Here is a 19,261-nt window from a genome sequence, read left to right on the forward strand (position 1 = left end):
AGCCAATAAAGAAAACCCCGAAAGGGGTTTTCTTGTTTTTAATCTACGTTAGGAAGTTACCCGTGTTTCAATTAACTCATGCTAATAAAACCCTTGATTTATCATCGCCAATCGTAATGGGCATTGTGAATGTCACACCTGATTCTTTTTCTGATGGCGGTGAATATACCGATTTTGAACAGGCGTGTCGTCATGTTGATGATATGGTTGAACAAGGTGCATTAATAATCGATGTTGGTGGTGAGTCAACAAGACCTGGCGCGGCAAAGGTAACGATTGAACAAGAGTTGGCTAGAGTTATTCCTATTATTGAATATACCGCTAAAACTCATAATGTTTGGATTTCAATCGATACCAGCAAGCCAGAAGTGATGGAGGCGGCAGTTAATGCAGGTGCTAATTTAATTAATGATGTACGTGCATTACAAGTACCAGGAGCATTAGCTATGGCAGCATCGCTTGATGTCCCTATTTGCTTGATGCACATGCAAGGCGAACCGCAAACGATGCAAGAATCGCCTTCCTATGATGACGTGGTTGATGAGGTTACCGCATTTTTTGAGTTGCGTATCGCCTATTGTGAAGCTGCGGGTATAGAGCGTGAGAGATTAATTCTTGATCCAGGTTTTGGCTTTGGTAAAACTTTAGCGCATAATTATCGCCTATTAGCCATGTTACCTAAATTGCATGAGTTCCATTTGCCGGTACTAGTCGGTCTATCTCGTAAAAGTATGATTGGCAACTTATTAGGTCGTGACACTGACCAACGACTTGCCGGCAGTCTGGCTGGTGCATTAATTGCTGCGCAACAAGGCGCGCAAATTATTAGAGTGCATGACGTTGCCGAAACCTTCGATGTACTTAAGGTTATGTCTGCAACCATGGAACAATTATAACTTTCTCGATTGCTTTATGGTGCATATGGCAGCCAGTAATCGCAAAAATCATAATAATACTTAACACAAAGTGAATCACTTAAGTGGGGAACTGTGAAGCAAAGAAAATTTTTTGGTACTGACGGTATTCGCGGTAAAGTGGGTGACGGTAAAATGACCCCAGAACTGGCATTAAAGCTTGGTTGGGCTGCAGGGCGTGTTTTATCGAGAAATGGCACTCAAAAGGTCATCATTGGCAAAGACACTCGTATTTCAGGATATTTATTTGAATCAGCATTAGAAGCGGGTTTATCTGCCGCGGGCTTAAATGTGTTGTTATTAGGGCCTATGCCTACTCCTGCAGTGGCCTATTTAACGAGAACGTTTAGAGCCGAAGCGGGTGTCGTCATTAGCGCGTCGCATAATCCTTATTACGACAATGGTATTAAATTCTTTTCAACTGACGGCAGTAAACTTGATGATGCAATTGAGCTAGAGATAGAAGCTGAACTTGAAAAGCCTCTGGTTTGCGTCGAATCTCACTTACTCGGTAAGGCTCGTCGTATAGAGGATGCCGCAGGGCGTTATATTGAATATTGCAAAGGTAACTTTCCAGCAGAGCATACTCTAGAAGGGTTAAAAATTGTCGTCGATTGTGCTCATGGTGCGACTTATCATATTGCTCCGAATGTATTTCGGGAATTAGGTGCAGATGTTGTCGCTATTGGTGATAAACCTAACGGTTTAAACATAAATGACAAAGTTGGCGCCACGTCAATGGCAAAAATATGTGAAACGGTATTAGCTGAAAATGCTGATTTAGGTATCGCACTCGATGGTGATGGCGATCGCATAATGATGGTTAATAATCGTGGTGAAGTCATAGATGGCGATCAAATATTATATATTTTAGCCGTAGATGCTCAAAAGCGTGGTATTTTAAAAGGCGGTGTAGTGGGTACCTTAATGTCGAATTTAGGGTTAGACTTAGCACTGCAAACACTTGATATTCCATTTGTTCGTTCAAATGTAGGTGATCGATACGTAATGGAAATGTTGAAGCAACATGACTGGCGTATAGGTGGTGAAAACTCAGGCCACATTCTTAACCTCGATCACGGTACAACAGGCGATGGTATTGTGGCAGGTATTTTAGTGCTTGCTGCGATGAGAAGACAGCAAGCAACACTAGAGCAGCTAACTGAGCCGATGAAAATGTTGCCTCAGGTTTTAGTGAATGTTCGCTTTGAAGGAACCACCAATCCACTCGACACCGATGCCGTTAAAATGGCGCAGGAAAAAGTGGAAGCACAATTGGGTGCTCGCGGACGTGTATTACTGCGTAAATCAGGTACCGAACCGTTAATCCGAGTCATGGTCGAAGGAGATGACCACTCGCAAGTACTTGCACATGCAAATAGTATCGCTGAGGCGGTAAAAGCAGCATGTTAATTATTTGAATATTCAGGAATGTCATTGCGCGCTTAAAAAGTAGACGCTTCGACCATTAAACTGAAATATTCCCCTTTTAGCTATTGTAACTTGATAAGTGGTTCGCTATTATTCACGCCGCTTTCAAAGGAGACAGTGATGGCACTCAGACGTCCTATGGTAGCTGGCAACTGGAAAATGAATGGTAATTCAGCATTAGCTGAAGAGCTTTTTAAAAAGTTTGCCTCGAAGCTCCAAAATGATTCAGCTGAAGTGGTTTTATGCCCGCCTTCAATTTATCTTGAAAGTGTTAGGCAACTGCTTGAAGCCAATAAGCAAACTCTAGATGGTGCGCTTGTTAGAATGGGCGCGCAAAATTTAAGTCAACATGACTTTGGCGCGTACACCGGTGAAATATCTGGGCAGATGCTAAAAGATTCAGGATGTCGGTATGTGATTATCGGCCATTCCGAACGTCGCCGTATGTACGGAGAGACGAGTAATATTGTGGCAGAGAAATTTGCTGCAGCGCAAAAACATGGTTTAACACCAATTTTATGCGTAGGTGAATCAGGTCCAGCGCGTGAGGCAAGACGCACCTTTGAGGTGATTGCTGAAGAGTTAGACATAGTAATAGAAAAAAACGGTACCATGGCTTTTGATAACGCTATTATCGCTTACGAACCTTTATGGGCAGTAGGAACTGGTAAAAGCGCTACACCAGAGCAGGCACAAGAAGTTCATGCGTTTATTCGCAGTCGCCTCTCTGAAGTATCTCCATTTATTGGAGAAAATATCAGGATTCTTTACGGTGGTAGTGTTACCCCCAATAATGCGGCAGATATTTTTGCCCAGCCTGATGTTGATGGTGGTCTGATTGGCGGTGCAAGTCTGAACTCTACTGAGTTTTTAAGTTTATGTACCATAGCGATGAGCGCGTAATAATATGTACGAAGTTCTTATAGTTGTATATTTGATAGTTGCATTAGGTCTTGTAGGCTTAATTTTAATTCAACAAGGAAAGGGTGCCGATATGGGCGCATCTTTCGGAGCTGGTGCTTCAGGCACGTTATTTGGCTCAAGTGGTTCAGGTAATTTTCTGACCCGTTCAACTGCTGTCTTAGCGATTGGTTTTTTCGCGTTAAGTTTAGTGATTGGTAATTTAAGTGCCAATCACACACAGCAGAATGATCAATGGAACGATTTAGGTACTGCAGCAGAGCAAATCATTGATGAAGTGCCTGTACAGACCGAACAGTCAGAAACTAAGATTCCTGACTAGTAAACTAGTTTACGCCGAGGTGGTGGAATTGGTAGACGCGCAGCCTTGAGGTGGCTGTGTCCTAACGGACGTGCGGGTTCAAGTCCCGCTCTCGGCACCAAATTATAACTAATAAACCAAGGATTGTGTTTGATTAGTTATTGCAAGATATGACGTAAATCAATATACTTGCATGCAGTTGACGCGGGGTGGAGCAGTTGGTAGCTCGTCGGGCTCATAACCCGAAGGTCGTCGGTTCAAGTCCGGCCCCCGCAACCAGCTCCTTGTAATTTATTTTCAGTTTGAAATTAAATTACAATTTACAGGTTCTATAATAAAATGACCTCGTGATTACGGGGTTTTTTGTTATATGGACTTTTAAATATCCGTGTTATTGACGGGTTGCTCTGGGGCTTTTAGCCCTTTTTTTGTTTTTTGGGGGTCATTTTTGGCAACAATAGAATCCAAGCTAGTTGAAATGTTAACGGTTCCAGTTGAAGCGTCAGGCTTTCAGCTTTGGGGCATTGAATATGTTCAAGCTGGTCGTCATTCAATTCTACGTGTATTTATTGATCACGAGAATGGCATCAATATTGAAGATTGTGCTGAGGCCAGTCGTCAAGTTAGCGCAGTTATGGATGTTGAAGACCCGATTTCTACAGAATACACATTAGAAGTATCTTCGCCTGGAGTAGATAGACCGTTATTTACAGCAGCGCAGTATGCCGCTTACATCGGTGAAGATGCGAAAGTACAGTTGACTATGCCTGTTGCGGGTAGTCGAAATCTAAAAGGCGTCATCACTAGTGTTGATGGGCAAATGCTCACCATCAAAGTTGATGGTAAAGACTTGATTGTTGCTTTGGATAATATCCGCAAAGGCAACATTATCGCTAAGTTTTGATAGTTTCAGGTGAAGAACGAGGCAAGACCAAATGAATAAAGAGATCCTGCTAGTCGCAGAAGCGGTTTCCAACGAGAAAGGCGTTCCGCGCGAGAAAATTTTTGAAGCGCTAGAAATTGCTTTAGCTACTGCTACTAAGAAAAAATACGAAGGTGATATTGAAGTTCGTGTTGCGATTGATCGTAAAACCGGTCACTACGATACTTTCCGTCGTTGGATGGTAGTTGATGATAAGGGTGAAGCCTTAGAAAACCCATACAGCGAAATCACGCTTGAAGCGGCTTTATTTGAAGAGCCAGGTATTCAAGTGGGTGAGTTTATTGAAGATCAAATTGACTCAGTTGCTTTCGACCGTATTACCACTCAAACCGCTAAGCAAGTTATCGTACAAAAAGTACGTGAAGCAGAACGCGCGCAAATTGTTGAACAATTTATTGAGCGTGAAGGCGAAATCGTAACCGGTGTCGTTAAGAAAAGTACCCGTGAAAGTGTTGTTGTTGATTTAGGTAATAACGCAGATGGCGTATTATTTAGAGAAGATTTAATCAGCCGTGAATCATTTCGTCCTGGTGACCGTGTTCGTGCATTATTGTACGCAGTACGTCCAGAAGCACGTGGCGCTCAAATATTTTTAACACGTAGTAAGCCTGAAATGTTAATTGAGCTTTTTCGCGTAGAAGTGCCTGAAATTTATGACGAGTTAATCGAAGTAATGGGTGCTGCACGTGATCCAGGCGCTCGCGCTAAAATTGCTGTTAAGTCTAACGACCGTCGTATTGATCCGATAGGTGCTTGTGTTGGTATGCGTGGTGCACGCGTACAAGCAGTTTCGAATGAATTAGGTGGCGAGCGTGTTGACATCGTGTTGTGGGATGATAATCCTGCTCAATATGTGATCAATGCCATGGCGCCAGCCGATGTTGCGTCTATCATTGTGGACGAAGACAACCACTCTATGGACATTGCTGTTGAAGCCGACAGTTTAGCACAGGCTATTGGTCGTAACGGCCAAAACGTACGTTTAGCAACTCAACTGACTGGTTGGGAACTAAACGTAATGACAGTAGAAGACATGAACAAAAAACACCAAGCCGAAAGTGCGAAAGTGATTGATTTGTTTGTAGCTTCGCTAGATGTAGATACAGATTTTGCGACAGTATTAGCTGATGAAGGATTTACTTCACTAGAAGAAATCGCTTATGTGCCAGAATCTGAACTACTCGCAATAGAAGGCTTTGACGAAGGAACCGTCGCGGCATTACGTGAACGTGCAAAAGCAGCTATCTCGACAAGAGCACTAGCTACTGAAGAAGCGTTAGATGGTGCAGAGCCAAGTGCTGACTTATTAGCATTGGAAGGATTAGAAAGACATTTAGCTTATGTTTTAGCGAGCAAAGGCGTAGTGACTTTAGAAGACTTGGCCGAGCAAGGTATTGACGATTTAATTGATATTGAAGAATTAACAGAAGAAAAAGCAGGTGAGCTTATTATGGCTGCCCGCAACATCTGTTGGTTTGGCGAAGAAGCATAAGTCGATCAACAGGGGGATTTAATTGATGGCAGATACAAGCGTAGAAAAATTAGCAGCAGAAGTGGGAAAGTCGGTTGAGCGTTTAATCGAACAATTCTCAGATGCTGGTATTAAGAAACAACAAAAAGATACCGTTTCAGAACAAGAAAAGCAGCAGCTTTTAGACTTTCTGAAAAAACAGCACGGCGCAGATTCTGCACCGACTAAAATGACGCTTCAGCGTAAAACTGTGTCAACGTTAAGCGTTGCGAGCACAGGCGGCCAGTCTAAAGACGTGAAAGTAGAAGTACGTAAAAAACGTACTTTTGTTAAGCGTGATGACACTGATTTAGCTAAACAAGCTGAATTAGAAGCGCAAGAAAAAGCCCAGGCGGAAGCGGAAGCTAAAGCAAAGGTTGAAGCAGAAGCAAAGGCAGCAGCAGAAGCGAAAGCAAAAGCTGATGCAGAAGCCAAGAAAAAAGCAGAAGCAGAAGCCAAAGTGAAATCAGAAAAAGCGAAAGCAGAGCCAAAAGCGCCTAAAGTAACTGACCCAGAAACTGCAGCAGCTAAAGCTGAAGCAGAGCGCTTAAAAGCAACTCAAGAAGCGGTATTAACCGAAAAGCAGAAAGAAGAAGCAGCACAAGCAGCAGAAAAAGCTCGCAAATTAGCTGAAGAAAACTCGAAGCGTTGGGCCGAAGAAGAGCGTTTACGTTTAGAAGCTGAAAAGAACAGTGATCACCACATTACGACGTCTAAAGTTGCTCGTGCAGCAGAAGATAGCTCTGATGCGGATGATGAAAAACGTGGTCGTCGTGCACGCAACAAAAACACCAATAAGAAACGCGGTGGTAAAGATGCGCGTGACGGTCGTGAAAAACACATGCGTAACCGTAGTACTGCGCCACAATCAATGGCTCATGGTTTTAATAAACCTGCCGCTGCTGTAAGTCGTGATGTACGTATTGGTGAAACCGTTACTGTTTCTGAACTTGCTCACTTAATGGCAATTAAAGCCACTGAGATCATCAAGCAAATGATGAAAATGGGTTCAATGGTAACGATTAACCAGGTACTTGACCAAGAAACTGCCCAAATGGTTGCAGAAGAAATGGGTCATAAAGTGGTTCTAATCCGTGATAATGAATTAGAGCATCAAGTACTGCAAGATCGTGATGCCAATATCAAGCTTGAGTCTCGTGCTCCTGTTGTGACTATTATGGGCCACGTTGACCATGGTAAGACATCTCTACTTGATTATATCCGTCGTGCAAAAGTTGCTGCTGGCGAAGCCGGTGGTATTACCCAGCACATTGGTGCATACCATGTAGAAACTGACAATGGCATGATCACTTTCTTAGACACCCCAGGTCACGCGGCATTTACTTCAATGCGTGCTCGTGGTGCCAAAGCGACAGATATCGTTATTCTTGTTGTTGCCGCAGATGATGGTGTAATGCCACAAACGATTGAAGCAATTCAACATGCTAAAGCCGGTAACGTGCCATTAATCGTCGCAGTTAACAAAATGGATAAGCCAGAAGCGGATCCAGATCGTGTTAAGAGCGAACTTTCTCAACACGGTGTTATGTCTGATGATTGGGGCGGAGATAACATGTTCGTTCACTTATCAGCCAAAACGGGTGAAGGTGTTGATGAACTGTTAGAAGGTATCTTGTTACAAGCTGAAGTTTTAGAACTTAAAGCTGTACGCGATACTATGGCAGCTGGTGTGGTTATTGAATCACAACTTGATAAAGGTCGTGGCCCTGTGGCAACTATCTTGGTTCAAGAAGGTACATTACGCCAAGGCGATATCGTTTTATGTGGTTTAGAGTACGGTAAAATCCGTGCAATGAAAGACGAAAATGGTAAAGCAATTACTGAAGCGGGTCCTTCTATTCCTGTTGAGATTTTAGGTCTTTCAGGTGTTCCATCTGCAGGTGATGAAGCCACTGTAGTACGTGATGAACGTAAAGCGCGTGAAGTTGCTCTTTATCGTCAAGGCAAGTTCCGTGATGTTAAGTTAGCGCGTCAGCAGAAGTCTAAGCTAGAAAACATGTTTGCCAACATGGAAGAAGGTGAAGTTCAAGAGCTGAACATCGTACTTAAAGCTGATGTACAAGGTTCATTAGAAGCAATTTGTGAATCATTAACTAAACTGTCTACAGACGAAGTTAAAGTGAACATTATTGCTCGTGGCGTAGGTGCACTAACTGAAACTGATGCAACACTTGCAGCAGCGTCAAATGCAATTCTAGTTGGCTTTAACGTCCGTGCTGATGCACAGGCACGTAAAACAATTGAAGCTGAAAGTGTTGATTTACGTTATTACAGCATCATCTATAACTTAATCGATGAAGTTCGCGCTGCAATGACCGGTATGCTTGCACCTGAATTTAAGCAAGAAATTATTGGTCTTGCTGAAGTTCGTGATGTGTTTAAGTCTCCTAAACTGGGTGCTATTGCCGGTTGTATGGTTACTGAAGGTCTTGTTAAGCGCAGTGCACCTATCCGTGTACTTCGTGAAAACGTAGTTATCTTCGAAGGTGAACTTGAATCATTACGTCGCTTTAAAGACGATGCACAGGAAGTCCGTAATGGCATGGAATGTGGTATCGGCGTGAAGAACTATAATGACGTTCGCGTAGGAGACCAAATTGAGGTCTTCGAAACAGTCGAAATAGCTCGCACCTTATAAGCACCATTGGAAGGGCGGCATTAGCCGCCCTTTTTGATTGTATACCCAACGTTATGGCACATCATCATGGCAAAAGAATTTAGTCGTACTCGACGTATTGCACAACAACTCCAGCAAGAACTTGCAATGGTGTTACAACGCGATATGAAAGATCCCCGCATTGGCTTTGTCACCGTAAACGACGTAGACGTTTCACGTGATTTAAGTTATGCAAAAGTGTTTGTGACTTTCTTTGAAGAAGACATTGAACTTGTTCAACAAAAAATAGATGCACTTAGTGCAGCTGCACCTTATATACGCACATTAGTGGCCGGACGTATGAAATTACGTGTTATGCCTGAATTGCGTTTTGTTTATGACAGTTCATTGGTAGAAGGCATGCGTATGTCTAACCTAGTGACTCAGGTTATCAATAAAGATAAAGCTAAGCAGCAGCAATATGACCCACAAGCATCAGATAGCAGTGAATCTGTTGATGGTGACAAGGAGCAAGATTAATGGCTCGTCGCCCTAAAGGTCGCTTCATCGACGGAATCGTATTACTCGATAAAGATACTGGCATGAGCTCTAACTTTGCTTTGCAAAAAGTTAAGCGCATCTTTAATGCAAATAAAGCAGGGCATACTGGCGCATTAGATCCATTAGCGACAGGCATGTTACCTATTTGTTTAGGTGAGGCAACTAAGTTTTCTCAGCATTTGTTAGATGCTGATAAACGCTACCTTGTCACAGCAAAACTTGGTCAACGAACAGACACCAGTGACTCAGATGGTGAAGTTGTGCAAACGCGTCCAGTGGATTTTACTCAGGCTCTTCTTGATGAAAAGCTTGATTTTTTTCGTGGAACAACACAACAAATTCCATCAATGTATTCAGCGTTAAAATATCAAGGTCAGCCTTTATATAAATATGCGCGTGAAGGTATTGAGGTACCTCGTGAGTCTCGCCCGATCACTGTATTCGAGCTTAATTTTATTAAGCTCGAAGGCGATGAGTTAACTTTAGATATTCACTGTTCTAAAGGGACGTACATTCGCACCATTATTGACGATTTAGGTGAGATGCTCGGCTGTGGTGCTCATGTGATTATGCTGCGCCGTACGCAAGTTGCAGAATACCCATATGAAAAAATGGTCAGTCTCGCTGAACTTGAGGCGCTATTAGCTCAAGCACAAGAACAAGAGATCGCCCCTAAAGCCTTATTAGATCCATTATTATTGCCAATGGATACCGCGGTGGCTAATTTCCCTGAAATTAACCTACCAGACGCGATGTTGTATTACGTCATGCAAGGTCAAGCTATCCAAGCTTCTGGATTAAAACCAGATTGTTTAGTGCGTATTACTATCGGTGATGAGCGTAGGTTTGTTGGTATTGGTAGTATGAACGATGATGGATTGCTAGCGCCAAAGCGTCTCATTGTAATACACGACACTCCTGAGTGATATTGTTAGCGTTAATAGCTCAATTGATCGGTTTTATACACTTTTTTATTGCGGTTACTATCTAATCTAGTTAGAATATCGCGCTCGCTCTGGCTGAGTTAGTGATCGGCTAGAGATACATTTACTTTTTTTGGAGATACACATGTCACTAAGTGCTGAAGCAAAAGCAAAAATTTTAGCTGAGTTTGGTCGCGGCGAAAACGATACAGGTTCAACTGAAGTTCAAGTAGCTTTGTTAACTGCTCAAATTAATCACCTTCAAGGTCACTTTAAAGAGCACATCCATGATCACCACTCACGTCGTGGTCTATTACGCATGGTTAGCGCTCGTCGTAAGCTTACAGCTTACCTAAAGCGTACTGACTCAGAGCGTTATGCTGTTCTGATCAAGAAGTTAGGTTTACGTCGTTAATTCGATGTATCGCTTACTGATGTAAGTGAACTAAACCGTAAAAAAGGAGGCTTTGCCTCCTTTTTTATTATCTAGAATTTGTTATGAATGACTACCTAGAAGATATATAGGCTTGGCTGGCAAGACTATACATATTGTTATACTGCAATTAGCCACTTGAGCGAACAGGTGATTTTATATGTGTAAGCAAGTGCTTTTACCAGCTCGATTAATGTTTCTTATTGAGTGATTACAGCGATATGGTTATAACTATCCTTGATAAATCCTTCGGCACTTCTCAATGAAAGTCTTGATTGCACCATCACCGCTAAAGATAACAAAGACAACAATATATGCTTTATCTGTAGTAAATGGCGATTAAAGTGCTATATACGAACGATTTTTGCGGTTTCAGACATGATATATTTTTGTTCAAACTCTTCTAACGGCAACGGCTGGCTAAAGAAAAAGCCCTGGCCTATTTCACATTGATTATCTTTAAGCCATTGTAGCTGTTCTTCGTTTTCAATACCTTCAGCAACAATGGTTAAATCTAGCTGGCGGCCTAGCATCAAAATAGTTGATGCTATCGCGCTATCTTTAGGTAAGTCACTAACAAAAGCCCGATCGATTTTCATTGTTGTGATCGGTAAATGTCGTAAGTATGATAGTGACGAATAACCGGTTCCAAAATCATCTACAGCAATACCAAATCCAGCGGATTTAAGTTGCTCTAGTTTCACTATCGCTTGCTCTACATCATTCATTAATGATGTTTCAGTTATCTCAACTTCTAGTAATTCAGGGCGAATTTGGTATCGAATAGCGAGTTGCTTAATATCGGGTACTAAACTAGCGTCAGCAAACTGTTGTGAGGCTACATTGACGGCTATGGGGATTGCATAATTGTATTTACGTTGCCATTCTCGAATGACTTTACAGCTTTGCTCAATGACCCAGCGGCCAATAGGAATAATAATGCCGGTCTCTTCTGCTACCGGAATAAATGACATCGGGCTAATTAACCTACCATCTTTTTGCCAGCGGATTAGTGCTTCACAACCGACCACTTTATGAGTACTCAAATCAAACTTTGGCTGGAAATATAATAAGAATTCATTGTTTTTCAATGCATCATGTAATGATGCTTCAGTACGAAGTCTTACCGCAGCACGCTCGGTCATTTGTTGTTTAAAGAAAGACCATTGATTTGAACCGGCTGCTTTAGCGCTATACATGGCAATGTCAGCATGTCTAATAAGATCTTCAGCAGTATCACCATCTTCAGGGTAGATTGAAATCCCAATTGATGCTGCCGGGTGAATAGCATGTTCATTTAATTGAACTGGCGCATTTAACTGAATTAAAAGTTTATCGACAAAGTCAGCTGCTTGAGCGGGGGTTTGTATTTCATCAGCTAAAATCACAAACTCATCGCCACCGAGTCTCGCTACACTACCTCTATCTCCTACAACGCGTTCTAATATACGAGCTATTCGTGCTAAAAATTGATCTCCAAGTGCATGACCAAGTGAGTCATTGACGTTTTTAAAACGGTCTAAATCGATAAATAATAGTGAAAAATTACGTTTATGGACACGTGAACGCTGAATTGTCACGTTAAGCGTTTCAAGTAACAGAGTGCGATTGGGTAATCCTGTTAACGGGTCGCGCGTTGCCATCTTACGGAGTTTGTTTTGGGTTTGACTAAACTGCAACAGTATCTGATTAAATTTGCTGGTGACCAGGCCAAGCTCATCGTCTTTGTGTGCGGGAGACATGGGTAATAGATTTTCATCAGGCGAATCGGGATCGATTTTATCAATGGCTTCGCTAATTCGTGCTATAGGTTGAGTTAAAAATCGATGAAACACGACACTTAGTACCAAAGTTAACAATAAAGCGCGTGCTAATGTGGCGATTAAACCTAACTGCAATTGACTGAATAATTTATTGGTTAGCTTTTGAGTATCATAAAACACAGTCAGCGTGCCAATGAGTTGCTGTTCTTTATTCCCTTCAAAATAAAAAGGCCGGTATAAAGGTCTTGAGGTTTCTCTTAAATCACCAAATAAGCGTTGGCTTAAATTAGTGTAAGTCGCTGAGGACTTATCGACAGGATTTGAAGTGGTGACGAATAATGAACCATCATCGAGCTCGATAACTGCTGAGCCGACATTGTCGACTTTAATAATGCCTTCAAGGGTTTGGCTAGCAAGCTTGTCATCGAGTGACCAAACTGCATTGGTGGTTGTTTGCTCAACCGAATTAAGCAGTTCTTGTTGTGCATCACTGAGCTGATTTTTAGTTGAGATGACTTGAATGGCTATTTCGACGATAAAAATAGCAATAGCAAAAAACAAAGCGGTGAAAACCACTAAGTTCGTCTGCTTCCATGTTAAAGACTTAAAGCTGGCGGTCATTTCATTTTCCGTGTCGCGTAAGTGACTATTTTTGTTTGATTTACACAGCTCTACAAGCTATGAGCGCAAATAATTTATTGTTTTATAATAATATATTTTAAGGCCGCTAGTGGCCTATATCATCCATTTTATTGTTTGATATCACTGTTTAACTTTAGTCAAATTGACTGCTGTTGTCATTAGCTATCCGATTGAACTTTGACCTATAATGGCTTATTTGTAACAAAAATTGAATCATTTATAACAAAAGCGTGATTAATATGGGTTTCTGTTATAGGAAAATGATTATTTTACTTTTTTTTCATTCTCGATATCGCGTCTATTTAACTATTCAAGCTAATTGCAGTATACTTGTGCGCGTAATTAAAGGTCATTAAATTAAGGAATGGGTCACGTGAATCCAATTGTAAAGAGTTTTGAGTATGGTCAACATACAGTCACCTTAGAAACAGGTGTTATTGCACGTCAAGCAGATGCTGCAGTTTTAGCAAGCATGGGTGATACCACAGTATTAGTTACTGTAGTTGGAAAGAAAGTAGCGGATTTAAGCCGTGACTTTTTCCCGCTAACTGTTAACTATCAAGAAAAAACCTATGCAGCGGGCAAAATCCCAGGCGGTTTCTTCAAGCGCGAAGGTCGTCCTTCTGAAGATGAAACGCTAATTGCCCGTCTTATCGACCGTCCTATCCGTCCTTTATTTCCTAACGGTTTTAAAAACGAAGTTCAAGTTATCATCACTGTGGTATCTGTTGATCCACAAATCGAGCCAGATATTGTTTCGATGATTGGTACTTCTGCTGCGTTAGCTATTTCTGGTATTCCTTTTAGCGGTCCTCTTGGTGCAGCGCGTGTTGGTTATATTAATAACGAATATGTACTTAACCCAACAGTAGATCAGCTTGCAACTAGCTCACTTAACCTAGTAGTAGCAGGTACTAAAGCTGCTGTACTTATGGTTGAATCTGAAGCGAAGGCGCTTGCAGAAGAAATCATGTTAGGTGCCGTAACTTATGGTCACGACCAACAACAAGTTGTTGTTGACGCGATTAGCGAATTCAAAGCTGAAGCTGGCAAACCTACTTGGGATTGGACTGCACCAGTTCAAGATGAAGCGTTGGTTGCTAAGATTAAAGATCTTGCTGAAGCAGGCATGACTGAAGCTTACCAAATTGAAGTTAAGCAAGACCGTTATGTTCAAGTCGGTATTGTTAAAGCGGCTGCAAAAGCGGCTTTAGTTGCTGAAAACCCAGATGTTGATACTCGTGAAGTAGACAACTTACTTGGTAGCCTTGAGAAGAAAGTGGTTCGTGGTCGTATTATCAGTGGCAAGCCACGTATCGACGGTCGTGAACCAGATATGATCCGCGCACTAAACGTACTTGCTGGTGTACTTCCACGTACTCACGGTAGTTCATTGTTTACTCGTGGAGAAACTCAGGCTTTAGTGACGTGTACACTAGGTACTGAACGTGATGCTCAAAAAATTGATAGCATCATGGGCGAACGTACTAACCGTTTCATGCTTCATTATAACTTCCCTCCATATTCAGTTGGTGAAACTGGCATGGTGGGTTCACCTAAGCGCCGCGAAATCGGTCACGGTAAGTTGGCTTGGCGTGGTATGAATGCCGTTATGCCAACTGCTGAAGAATTTCCGTACAGCATCCGTGTTGTTTCAGAAATTACTGAATCAAACGGTTCGAGCTCAATGGCTTCAGTATGTGGTACTTCATTAGCATTAATGGATGCTGGTGTACCTATTAAAACTTCTGTTGCAGGTATTGCAATGGGTCTAGTTAAAGAAGGTGACGATTTCGTTGTACTTTCTGACATTTTAGGTGATGAAGATCACTTAGGTGACATGGACTTTAAAGTTGCTGGTACTCGTGATGGTATTACTGCTCTTCAGATGGATATCAAGATTGAAGGTATCACTAAAGAGATTATGGATATTGCATTACAGCAAGCATATGGCGCTCGCGTTCATATTCTAAATGTAATGGATCAAGCAATTGGTTCACATCGTGGCGATATCTCTGCACATGCTCCACGTATTACAACTATCAAAATCAATCCAGAAAAAATCCGTGATGTTATTGGTAAAGGTGGCGCGGTTATTCGTGCACTTACTGAAGAAACCGGTACTACGATTGAACTTGATGACGACGGTACTGTGAAAATTGCTTCTTCAAACGGTGAAGCAACCAAAGAAGCTATCCGTCGTATCGAAGAAATCACTGCTGAAGTGGAAGTGGGTCGTATCTACAACGGTAAAGTAATCCGTATCGTTGATTTCGGTGCATTTATTAACATTCTTCCAGGTAAAGATGGTTTAGTTCACATTTCACAAATCAGTGATGAGCGTGTAGCTAATGTATCTGATCACCTTGAAATGAACCAAGAAGTTGCTGTTAAAGTAATGGAAGTGGATCGTCAAGGCCGCGTAAGATTGTCAATCAAAGAAGCACAAACGAAAGAAACCGCTGAGTAATATAATTTAGTGTGTTAAGCGATTAAAAAGGAGATCATATGATCTCCTTTTTTTATGTTTATTGAAATAATCTTTACTCCTCCATAGCTCTTAGATGGCCAGATTGCTATGATATTGAATATTAATAAATCCTGATAAGGTCAAGCGGATGGAATGTAAACTACGCACCACAGTTATTGCCGTTGTTGTCGGTGCAAGTATGTTGTTGTCAGGCTGTGCTGCTACGCAAAGCTCAAGTGAGAATGTCACAGGGCAAATGATTGTTGCACCGGTTATGCCAGATTATAAAATGGAAGTGACATTAGCTAAGTTAAATGAAATTTTAGCAACAATGGAACTGACAGACGAACAACGTGCTCGTTTTCATTACGACCGAGGGGTAATCTACGACAGTGTCGGTTTACGTTTATTAGGTCGAATTGATTTTCATCAAGCTATTAAACTACAACCAGATTTGGCAGATGCTTATAATTTCTTAGGCATTTATTACACCCAAGAGGGTGAGTTCGATAGTGCTTATGAAGCGTTTGATGGTGTGTTAGAGCTTTCTCCTGGCTATGATTATGCCTACCTTAATCGTGGTATTGCACTATATTACGGAGAACGCTATCAATTAGCTGTTGAAGATATGCAAGCTTTCCTAGCTCGCGACCCGAGTGACGGTTATCGTGTTTTGTGGCTGTATTTAATGTCTTCCGCTGTAGATAAAAATCAAGCTTTAGCTGATTTAATGCTACAACGCCAACAGTTAAAAAATGAAGATTGGGCGAGTGTATTAGTCGATTTCTATTTAGGTAAGATAACTCAAGAGCAAGTATTTGCCGCTGCAAAAGTGGGGTTGTCGCAACCTAAAGAGTACGCAGAACGCTTATGCGAAGCTTATTTTTACCTAGCTAAACAAGCTGCTGCCAATGGTCAATATCAACAAGCCGCTAACTTTTATCGTTTAACGCTAGCGACAAATATTTATGATTTTGTTGAACATCGTTATGCCAGAATTGAATTGGCAAAGATTAAAAATGTTATTCAACAGGCTGCTGAATTATCTAACAAAGGCTAAACATCAGTTTGCCTAGCCAATTCTGCCGATAGGCGCTATAATTTGCGCCTTTTTTAGCGGCTAGTGCAAGGTTAACATGTCAGGCAACAAAGTTGAGGTCGACAAGCGTCGTACCTTCGCCATCATTTCGCACCCCGATGCGGGTAAAACAACCATCACCGAAAAGGTACTTTTATTCGGACAGGCTTTACAAAAAGCCGGTACGGTAAAAGGTAAAAAGTCAGGACAGCATGCTAAGTCTGACTGGATGGAGATGGAAAAAGATCGTGGTATTTCTATCACGACTTCTGTGATGCAATTTCCTTACGGTGGCGCGCTTATCAACTTACTTGATACGCCTGGTCACGAAGACTTCTCAGAAGACACTTACCGTACACTAACCGCCGTAGACTCTTGTTTGATGGTTATCGATTCAGCCAAAGGTGTAGAAGATCGAACTATCAAGCTAATGGAAGTCACTCGTTTACGCGATACACCTATTGTAACGTTCATGAATAAATGTGACCGTGATATTCGTGATCCAATCGAGTTGATGGATGAAGTTGAAGATATTTTAAAGATAGCTTGTGCACCAATTACTTGGCCTATTGGTTCTGGTAAAGAGTTCAAAGGTGTTTATCATATTTTGCGTGACGAAGTTATTCTCTACCAAAGTGGTTTGGGACATACTATCCAAGAAGAGCGCATCATCAAAGGGTTGAATAATCCTGAATTAGATAAAGTGCTTGGTTCATACGCATCAGAAATCCGCGATGAGATGGAGTTAGTTGCTGGCGCTTCACATGAATTTGATCAAGAAGCATTTTTGAAAGGTGAGTTAACGCCTGTATATTTCGGTACAGCCTTAGGTAACTTTGGTGTAGATCATATCCTTGATGGTATCGTTGAGTGGGCTCCTAAGCCATTACCGCGTGAAACGGATGCTCGTGATGTATTACCAAGTGAAGATAAATTCTCTGGTTTTATCTTCAAAATCCAGGCGAACATGGATCCTAAGCACCGCGACCGTGTGGCTTTTATGCGTGTTTGTTCTGGTAAGTATGAGCAAGGTATGAAAATGCATCATGTGCGTATTGGTAAGGATGTCAACGTGAGTGACGCCTTAACCTTTATGGCCGGTGATCGTAATCGTGCTGAAGCGGCATACCCTGGTGATATTATTGGTTTACATAACCATGGCACTATGCGCATTGGTGATACCTTTACTCAAGGCGAAAAAATTCGTTTTACTGGTGTGCCAAACTTCGCCCCAGAAATGTTCCGCCGAATTCGCTTAAAAGATCCATTAAAACAAAAGCAGTTACTTAAAGGCTTAGTGCAGTTGTCTGAAGAAGGTGCTGTGCAGGTGTTTAGACCTATTGATTCCAATGATTTGATTGTTGGTGCGGTCGGTGTGTTGCAGTTTGAAGTGGTGGTTGGTCGCTTAAAAAGTGAATACAACGTTGAAGCGATTTACGAAGGCATTAGCGTCAGTACTGCCCGCTGGGTTTATTGTAAAGACGAGCGTAAACTCGAAGAGTTTCGTCGTAAGTGCAGTCCTAATTTGGCACTAGATGGTGGTGATAACCTAACTTATATTGCACCTACTATGGTTAACTTGAATCTTTCGATGGAGCGTTATCCTGACATTGAGTTTGCTAAGACCCGCGAACACTAATTGTTAAGTATTTTGTTGGTTTAATGTTAAAAAGGTGGCTTGGCCACCTTTTTTATTGTGTTTTTATACGAGTTATCACAGTAATTATCATTTTTGTGTGATCCTGGATTTTCCCGTTTGCGATTACCTATTATTCATAGCATTTTTTATCAATGATATTTCATTATAGGTAATTCAATTCAACGCTTAACGTATGGTTGATTTTTATGCTAATTTTATCGTCAACCATAATAATTGTAGATTATATATGATCGATACCCATGCGCATCTTGATATGCCTGAGTTTGATAATGACCGAGACGAACTTGTTTCTGAGATGACTAAACAGGGGATCTCGTCCGTTATCATTCCTGGTGTTTCTGTTGATAAATGGCAAAAACAACTGGAATTGGCTGATAAATACCAATGGTATTTTGCGCTCGGGATCCATCCTTGGCATGTCCCGGATGATATTGACAGTGCAATTTATTTACTTGAAACAAAGCTACAGGAATGTAGAGAAAATAAGCGTTTGGTGGCTGTGGGTGAGTGTGGTTTAGATAAATTACATCATTGGTCAGATAAGCAACTGTTGTTACTCGAAAAACAATTATTGTTGGCTCAAACTTATCAATTGCCAGTTATTTTACATTCAGTTAAAGCTCATCAAGAGTTGTTGACTCTATTAGCTCGGATACGACCGAGTCGTGGCGGTGTGGTTCATGGCTTTTACGGAAACAGTCAAATTGCTGAACGATATATTGCTTTGGGCTTTAAAATTGGTGTTGGTGGATTATTGCTCAACCCCAGTGCTAGAAAGCTTCGGCAAACAGTGACGGAATTATCTTTGGAACACTTTCTATTAGAAACTGATTCACCCAGTATGAGCCCTTTTGATCAGCCCAAAACGCGTAATACCCCGCTTGTATTAAACAGAATTGTGTCCGAAATCTCATTTTTAAAGAAAAATGAAACTGTTTGTATATTAGAACAGTTGAATAAAAATGCAGTGCAACTATTTGAGCTTTAATCGTTTTTTTTAAAACGAAATCGTAAAAAATCTATTTAATCACCTAAGAGATTGAAATTAAACTCTAAAAAGTTGATCAAAACGACGCTTTTCGTTTCACGCTCAG

The 19,261-nt window shown here is 41.5% G+C and carries 15 protein-coding genes and 2 tRNA genes; 16 read left to right on the forward strand and 1 reads right to left on the reverse strand.

Annotated features, from left to right (window positions below):
- Nucleotides 1–62 precede the first annotated feature (62 nt).
- From folP to rpsO, 12 genes are all read left to right on the forward strand, one after another.
- A complete protein-coding gene (folP, locus tag IEY40_RS05730) occupies nt 63–896 on the forward strand; it encodes a dihydropteroate synthase (RefSeq protein ID WP_188954196.1) in 834 nt (277 codons plus the stop codon).
- 93 nt (nt 897–989) lie between these two features.
- Nucleotides 990–2,327, forward strand: coding sequence for a phosphoglucosamine mutase (gene glmM, locus IEY40_RS05735; RefSeq protein ID WP_188954198.1), 1,338 nt, complete (start codon nt 990–992; stop codon nt 2,325–2,327).
- Nucleotides 2,328–2,465: 138 nt separating this feature from the next.
- Nucleotides 2,466–3,248, forward strand: coding sequence for a triose-phosphate isomerase (tpiA, locus tag IEY40_RS05740; protein ID WP_188954199.1), 783 nt, complete (start codon nt 2,466–2,468; stop codon nt 3,246–3,248).
- Between the two features lie 4 nt (nt 3,249–3,252).
- On the forward strand, nt 3,253–3,588 hold the full coding sequence (gene secG, locus IEY40_RS05745; RefSeq protein WP_188954201.1) for a preprotein translocase subunit SecG: 336 nt from the start codon (nt 3,253–3,255) through the stop codon (nt 3,586–3,588).
- A gap of 13 nt (nt 3,589–3,601) precedes the next feature.
- Nucleotides 3,602–3,688, forward strand: a tRNA-Leu gene (locus tag IEY40_RS05750).
- An 82-nt stretch (nt 3,689–3,770) separates the two neighbouring features.
- A tRNA-Met gene (locus IEY40_RS05755) sits at nt 3,771–3,846 on the forward strand.
- Between the two features lie 169 nt (nt 3,847–4,015).
- The gene (rimP, locus tag IEY40_RS05760; protein ID WP_160055251.1) at nt 4,016–4,471 is read left to right on the forward strand and encodes a ribosome maturation factor RimP; all 456 of its coding nucleotides are present in this window, start codon (nt 4,016–4,018) and stop codon (nt 4,469–4,471) included.
- A gap of 31 nt (nt 4,472–4,502) precedes the next feature.
- A complete protein-coding gene (gene nusA / locus IEY40_RS05765) occupies nt 4,503–6,002 on the forward strand; it encodes a transcription termination factor NusA (RefSeq protein ID WP_188954203.1) in 1,500 nt (499 codons plus the stop codon).
- 25 nt (nt 6,003–6,027) lie between these two features.
- On the forward strand, nt 6,028–8,679 hold the full coding sequence (gene infB / locus IEY40_RS05770) for a translation initiation factor IF-2 (protein WP_188954205.1): 2,652 nt from the start codon (nt 6,028–6,030) through the stop codon (nt 8,677–8,679).
- Between the two features lie 66 nt (nt 8,680–8,745).
- Nucleotides 8,746–9,177 carry a 30S ribosome-binding factor RbfA gene (gene rbfA, locus IEY40_RS05775; protein WP_160055242.1) on the forward strand — a complete coding sequence of 144 codons (432 nt, stop codon included), beginning with the start codon at nt 8,746–8,748 and terminating at the stop codon, nt 9,175–9,177.
- The gene (truB, locus tag IEY40_RS05780; protein WP_188954207.1) at nt 9,177–10,124 is read left to right on the forward strand and encodes a tRNA pseudouridine(55) synthase TruB; all 948 of its coding nucleotides are present in this window, start codon (nt 9,177–9,179) and stop codon (nt 10,122–10,124) included. Before rbfA ends, truB begins: the two co-directional genes overlap by 1 nt.
- 142 nt (nt 10,125–10,266) lie before the next feature.
- Nucleotides 10,267–10,536, forward strand: coding sequence for a 30S ribosomal protein S15 (gene rpsO / locus IEY40_RS05785; RefSeq protein ID WP_160055238.1), 270 nt, complete (start codon nt 10,267–10,269; stop codon nt 10,534–10,536).
- Nucleotides 10,537–10,901: 365 nt separating this feature from the next.
- On the opposite strand, the gene IEY40_RS05790 is transcribed toward rpsO, so the two are convergent.
- Nucleotides 10,902–12,938, reverse strand: coding sequence for a putative bifunctional diguanylate cyclase/phosphodiesterase (locus IEY40_RS05790; protein WP_188954209.1), 2,037 nt, complete (start codon nt 12,936–12,938; stop codon nt 10,902–10,904).
- A 394-nt stretch (nt 12,939–13,332) separates the two neighbouring features.
- On the opposite strand from IEY40_RS05790, the gene pnp reads away from it, so the two are divergent.
- The 4 genes from pnp (at nt 13,333) to IEY40_RS05810 (ending at nt 19,155) form a co-directional block, all read left to right on the forward strand.
- A complete protein-coding gene (gene pnp / locus IEY40_RS05795) occupies nt 13,333–15,429 on the forward strand; it encodes a polyribonucleotide nucleotidyltransferase (protein ID WP_188954211.1) in 2,097 nt (698 codons plus the stop codon).
- Nucleotides 15,430–15,577: 148 nt separating this feature from the next.
- Complete coding sequence (gene nlpI / locus IEY40_RS05800; protein WP_188954213.1) at nt 15,578–16,489, forward strand: lipoprotein NlpI; 912 nt, start codon at nt 15,578–15,580, stop codon at nt 16,487–16,489.
- A 76-nt stretch (nt 16,490–16,565) separates the two neighbouring features.
- Nucleotides 16,566–18,146 (forward strand): peptide chain release factor 3, encoded by a 1,581-nt coding sequence (gene prfC / locus IEY40_RS05805; protein ID WP_188954215.1) that lies wholly within the window; start codon nt 16,566–16,568, stop codon nt 18,144–18,146.
- Nucleotides 18,147–18,393: 247 nt separating this feature from the next.
- Entirely contained in the window at nt 18,394–19,155 is a 762-nt protein-coding gene (locus IEY40_RS05810) for a TatD family hydrolase (protein ID WP_188954591.1), read from the forward strand.
- Nucleotides 19,156–19,261 lie beyond the last annotated feature (106 nt).

Origin of the sequence: Shewanella ulleungensis, from assembly GCF_014648315.1 — a bacterium.
In the GTDB taxonomy this organism is placed as follows: Bacteria; Pseudomonadota; Gammaproteobacteria; order Enterobacterales; family Shewanellaceae; genus Shewanella; species Shewanella ulleungensis.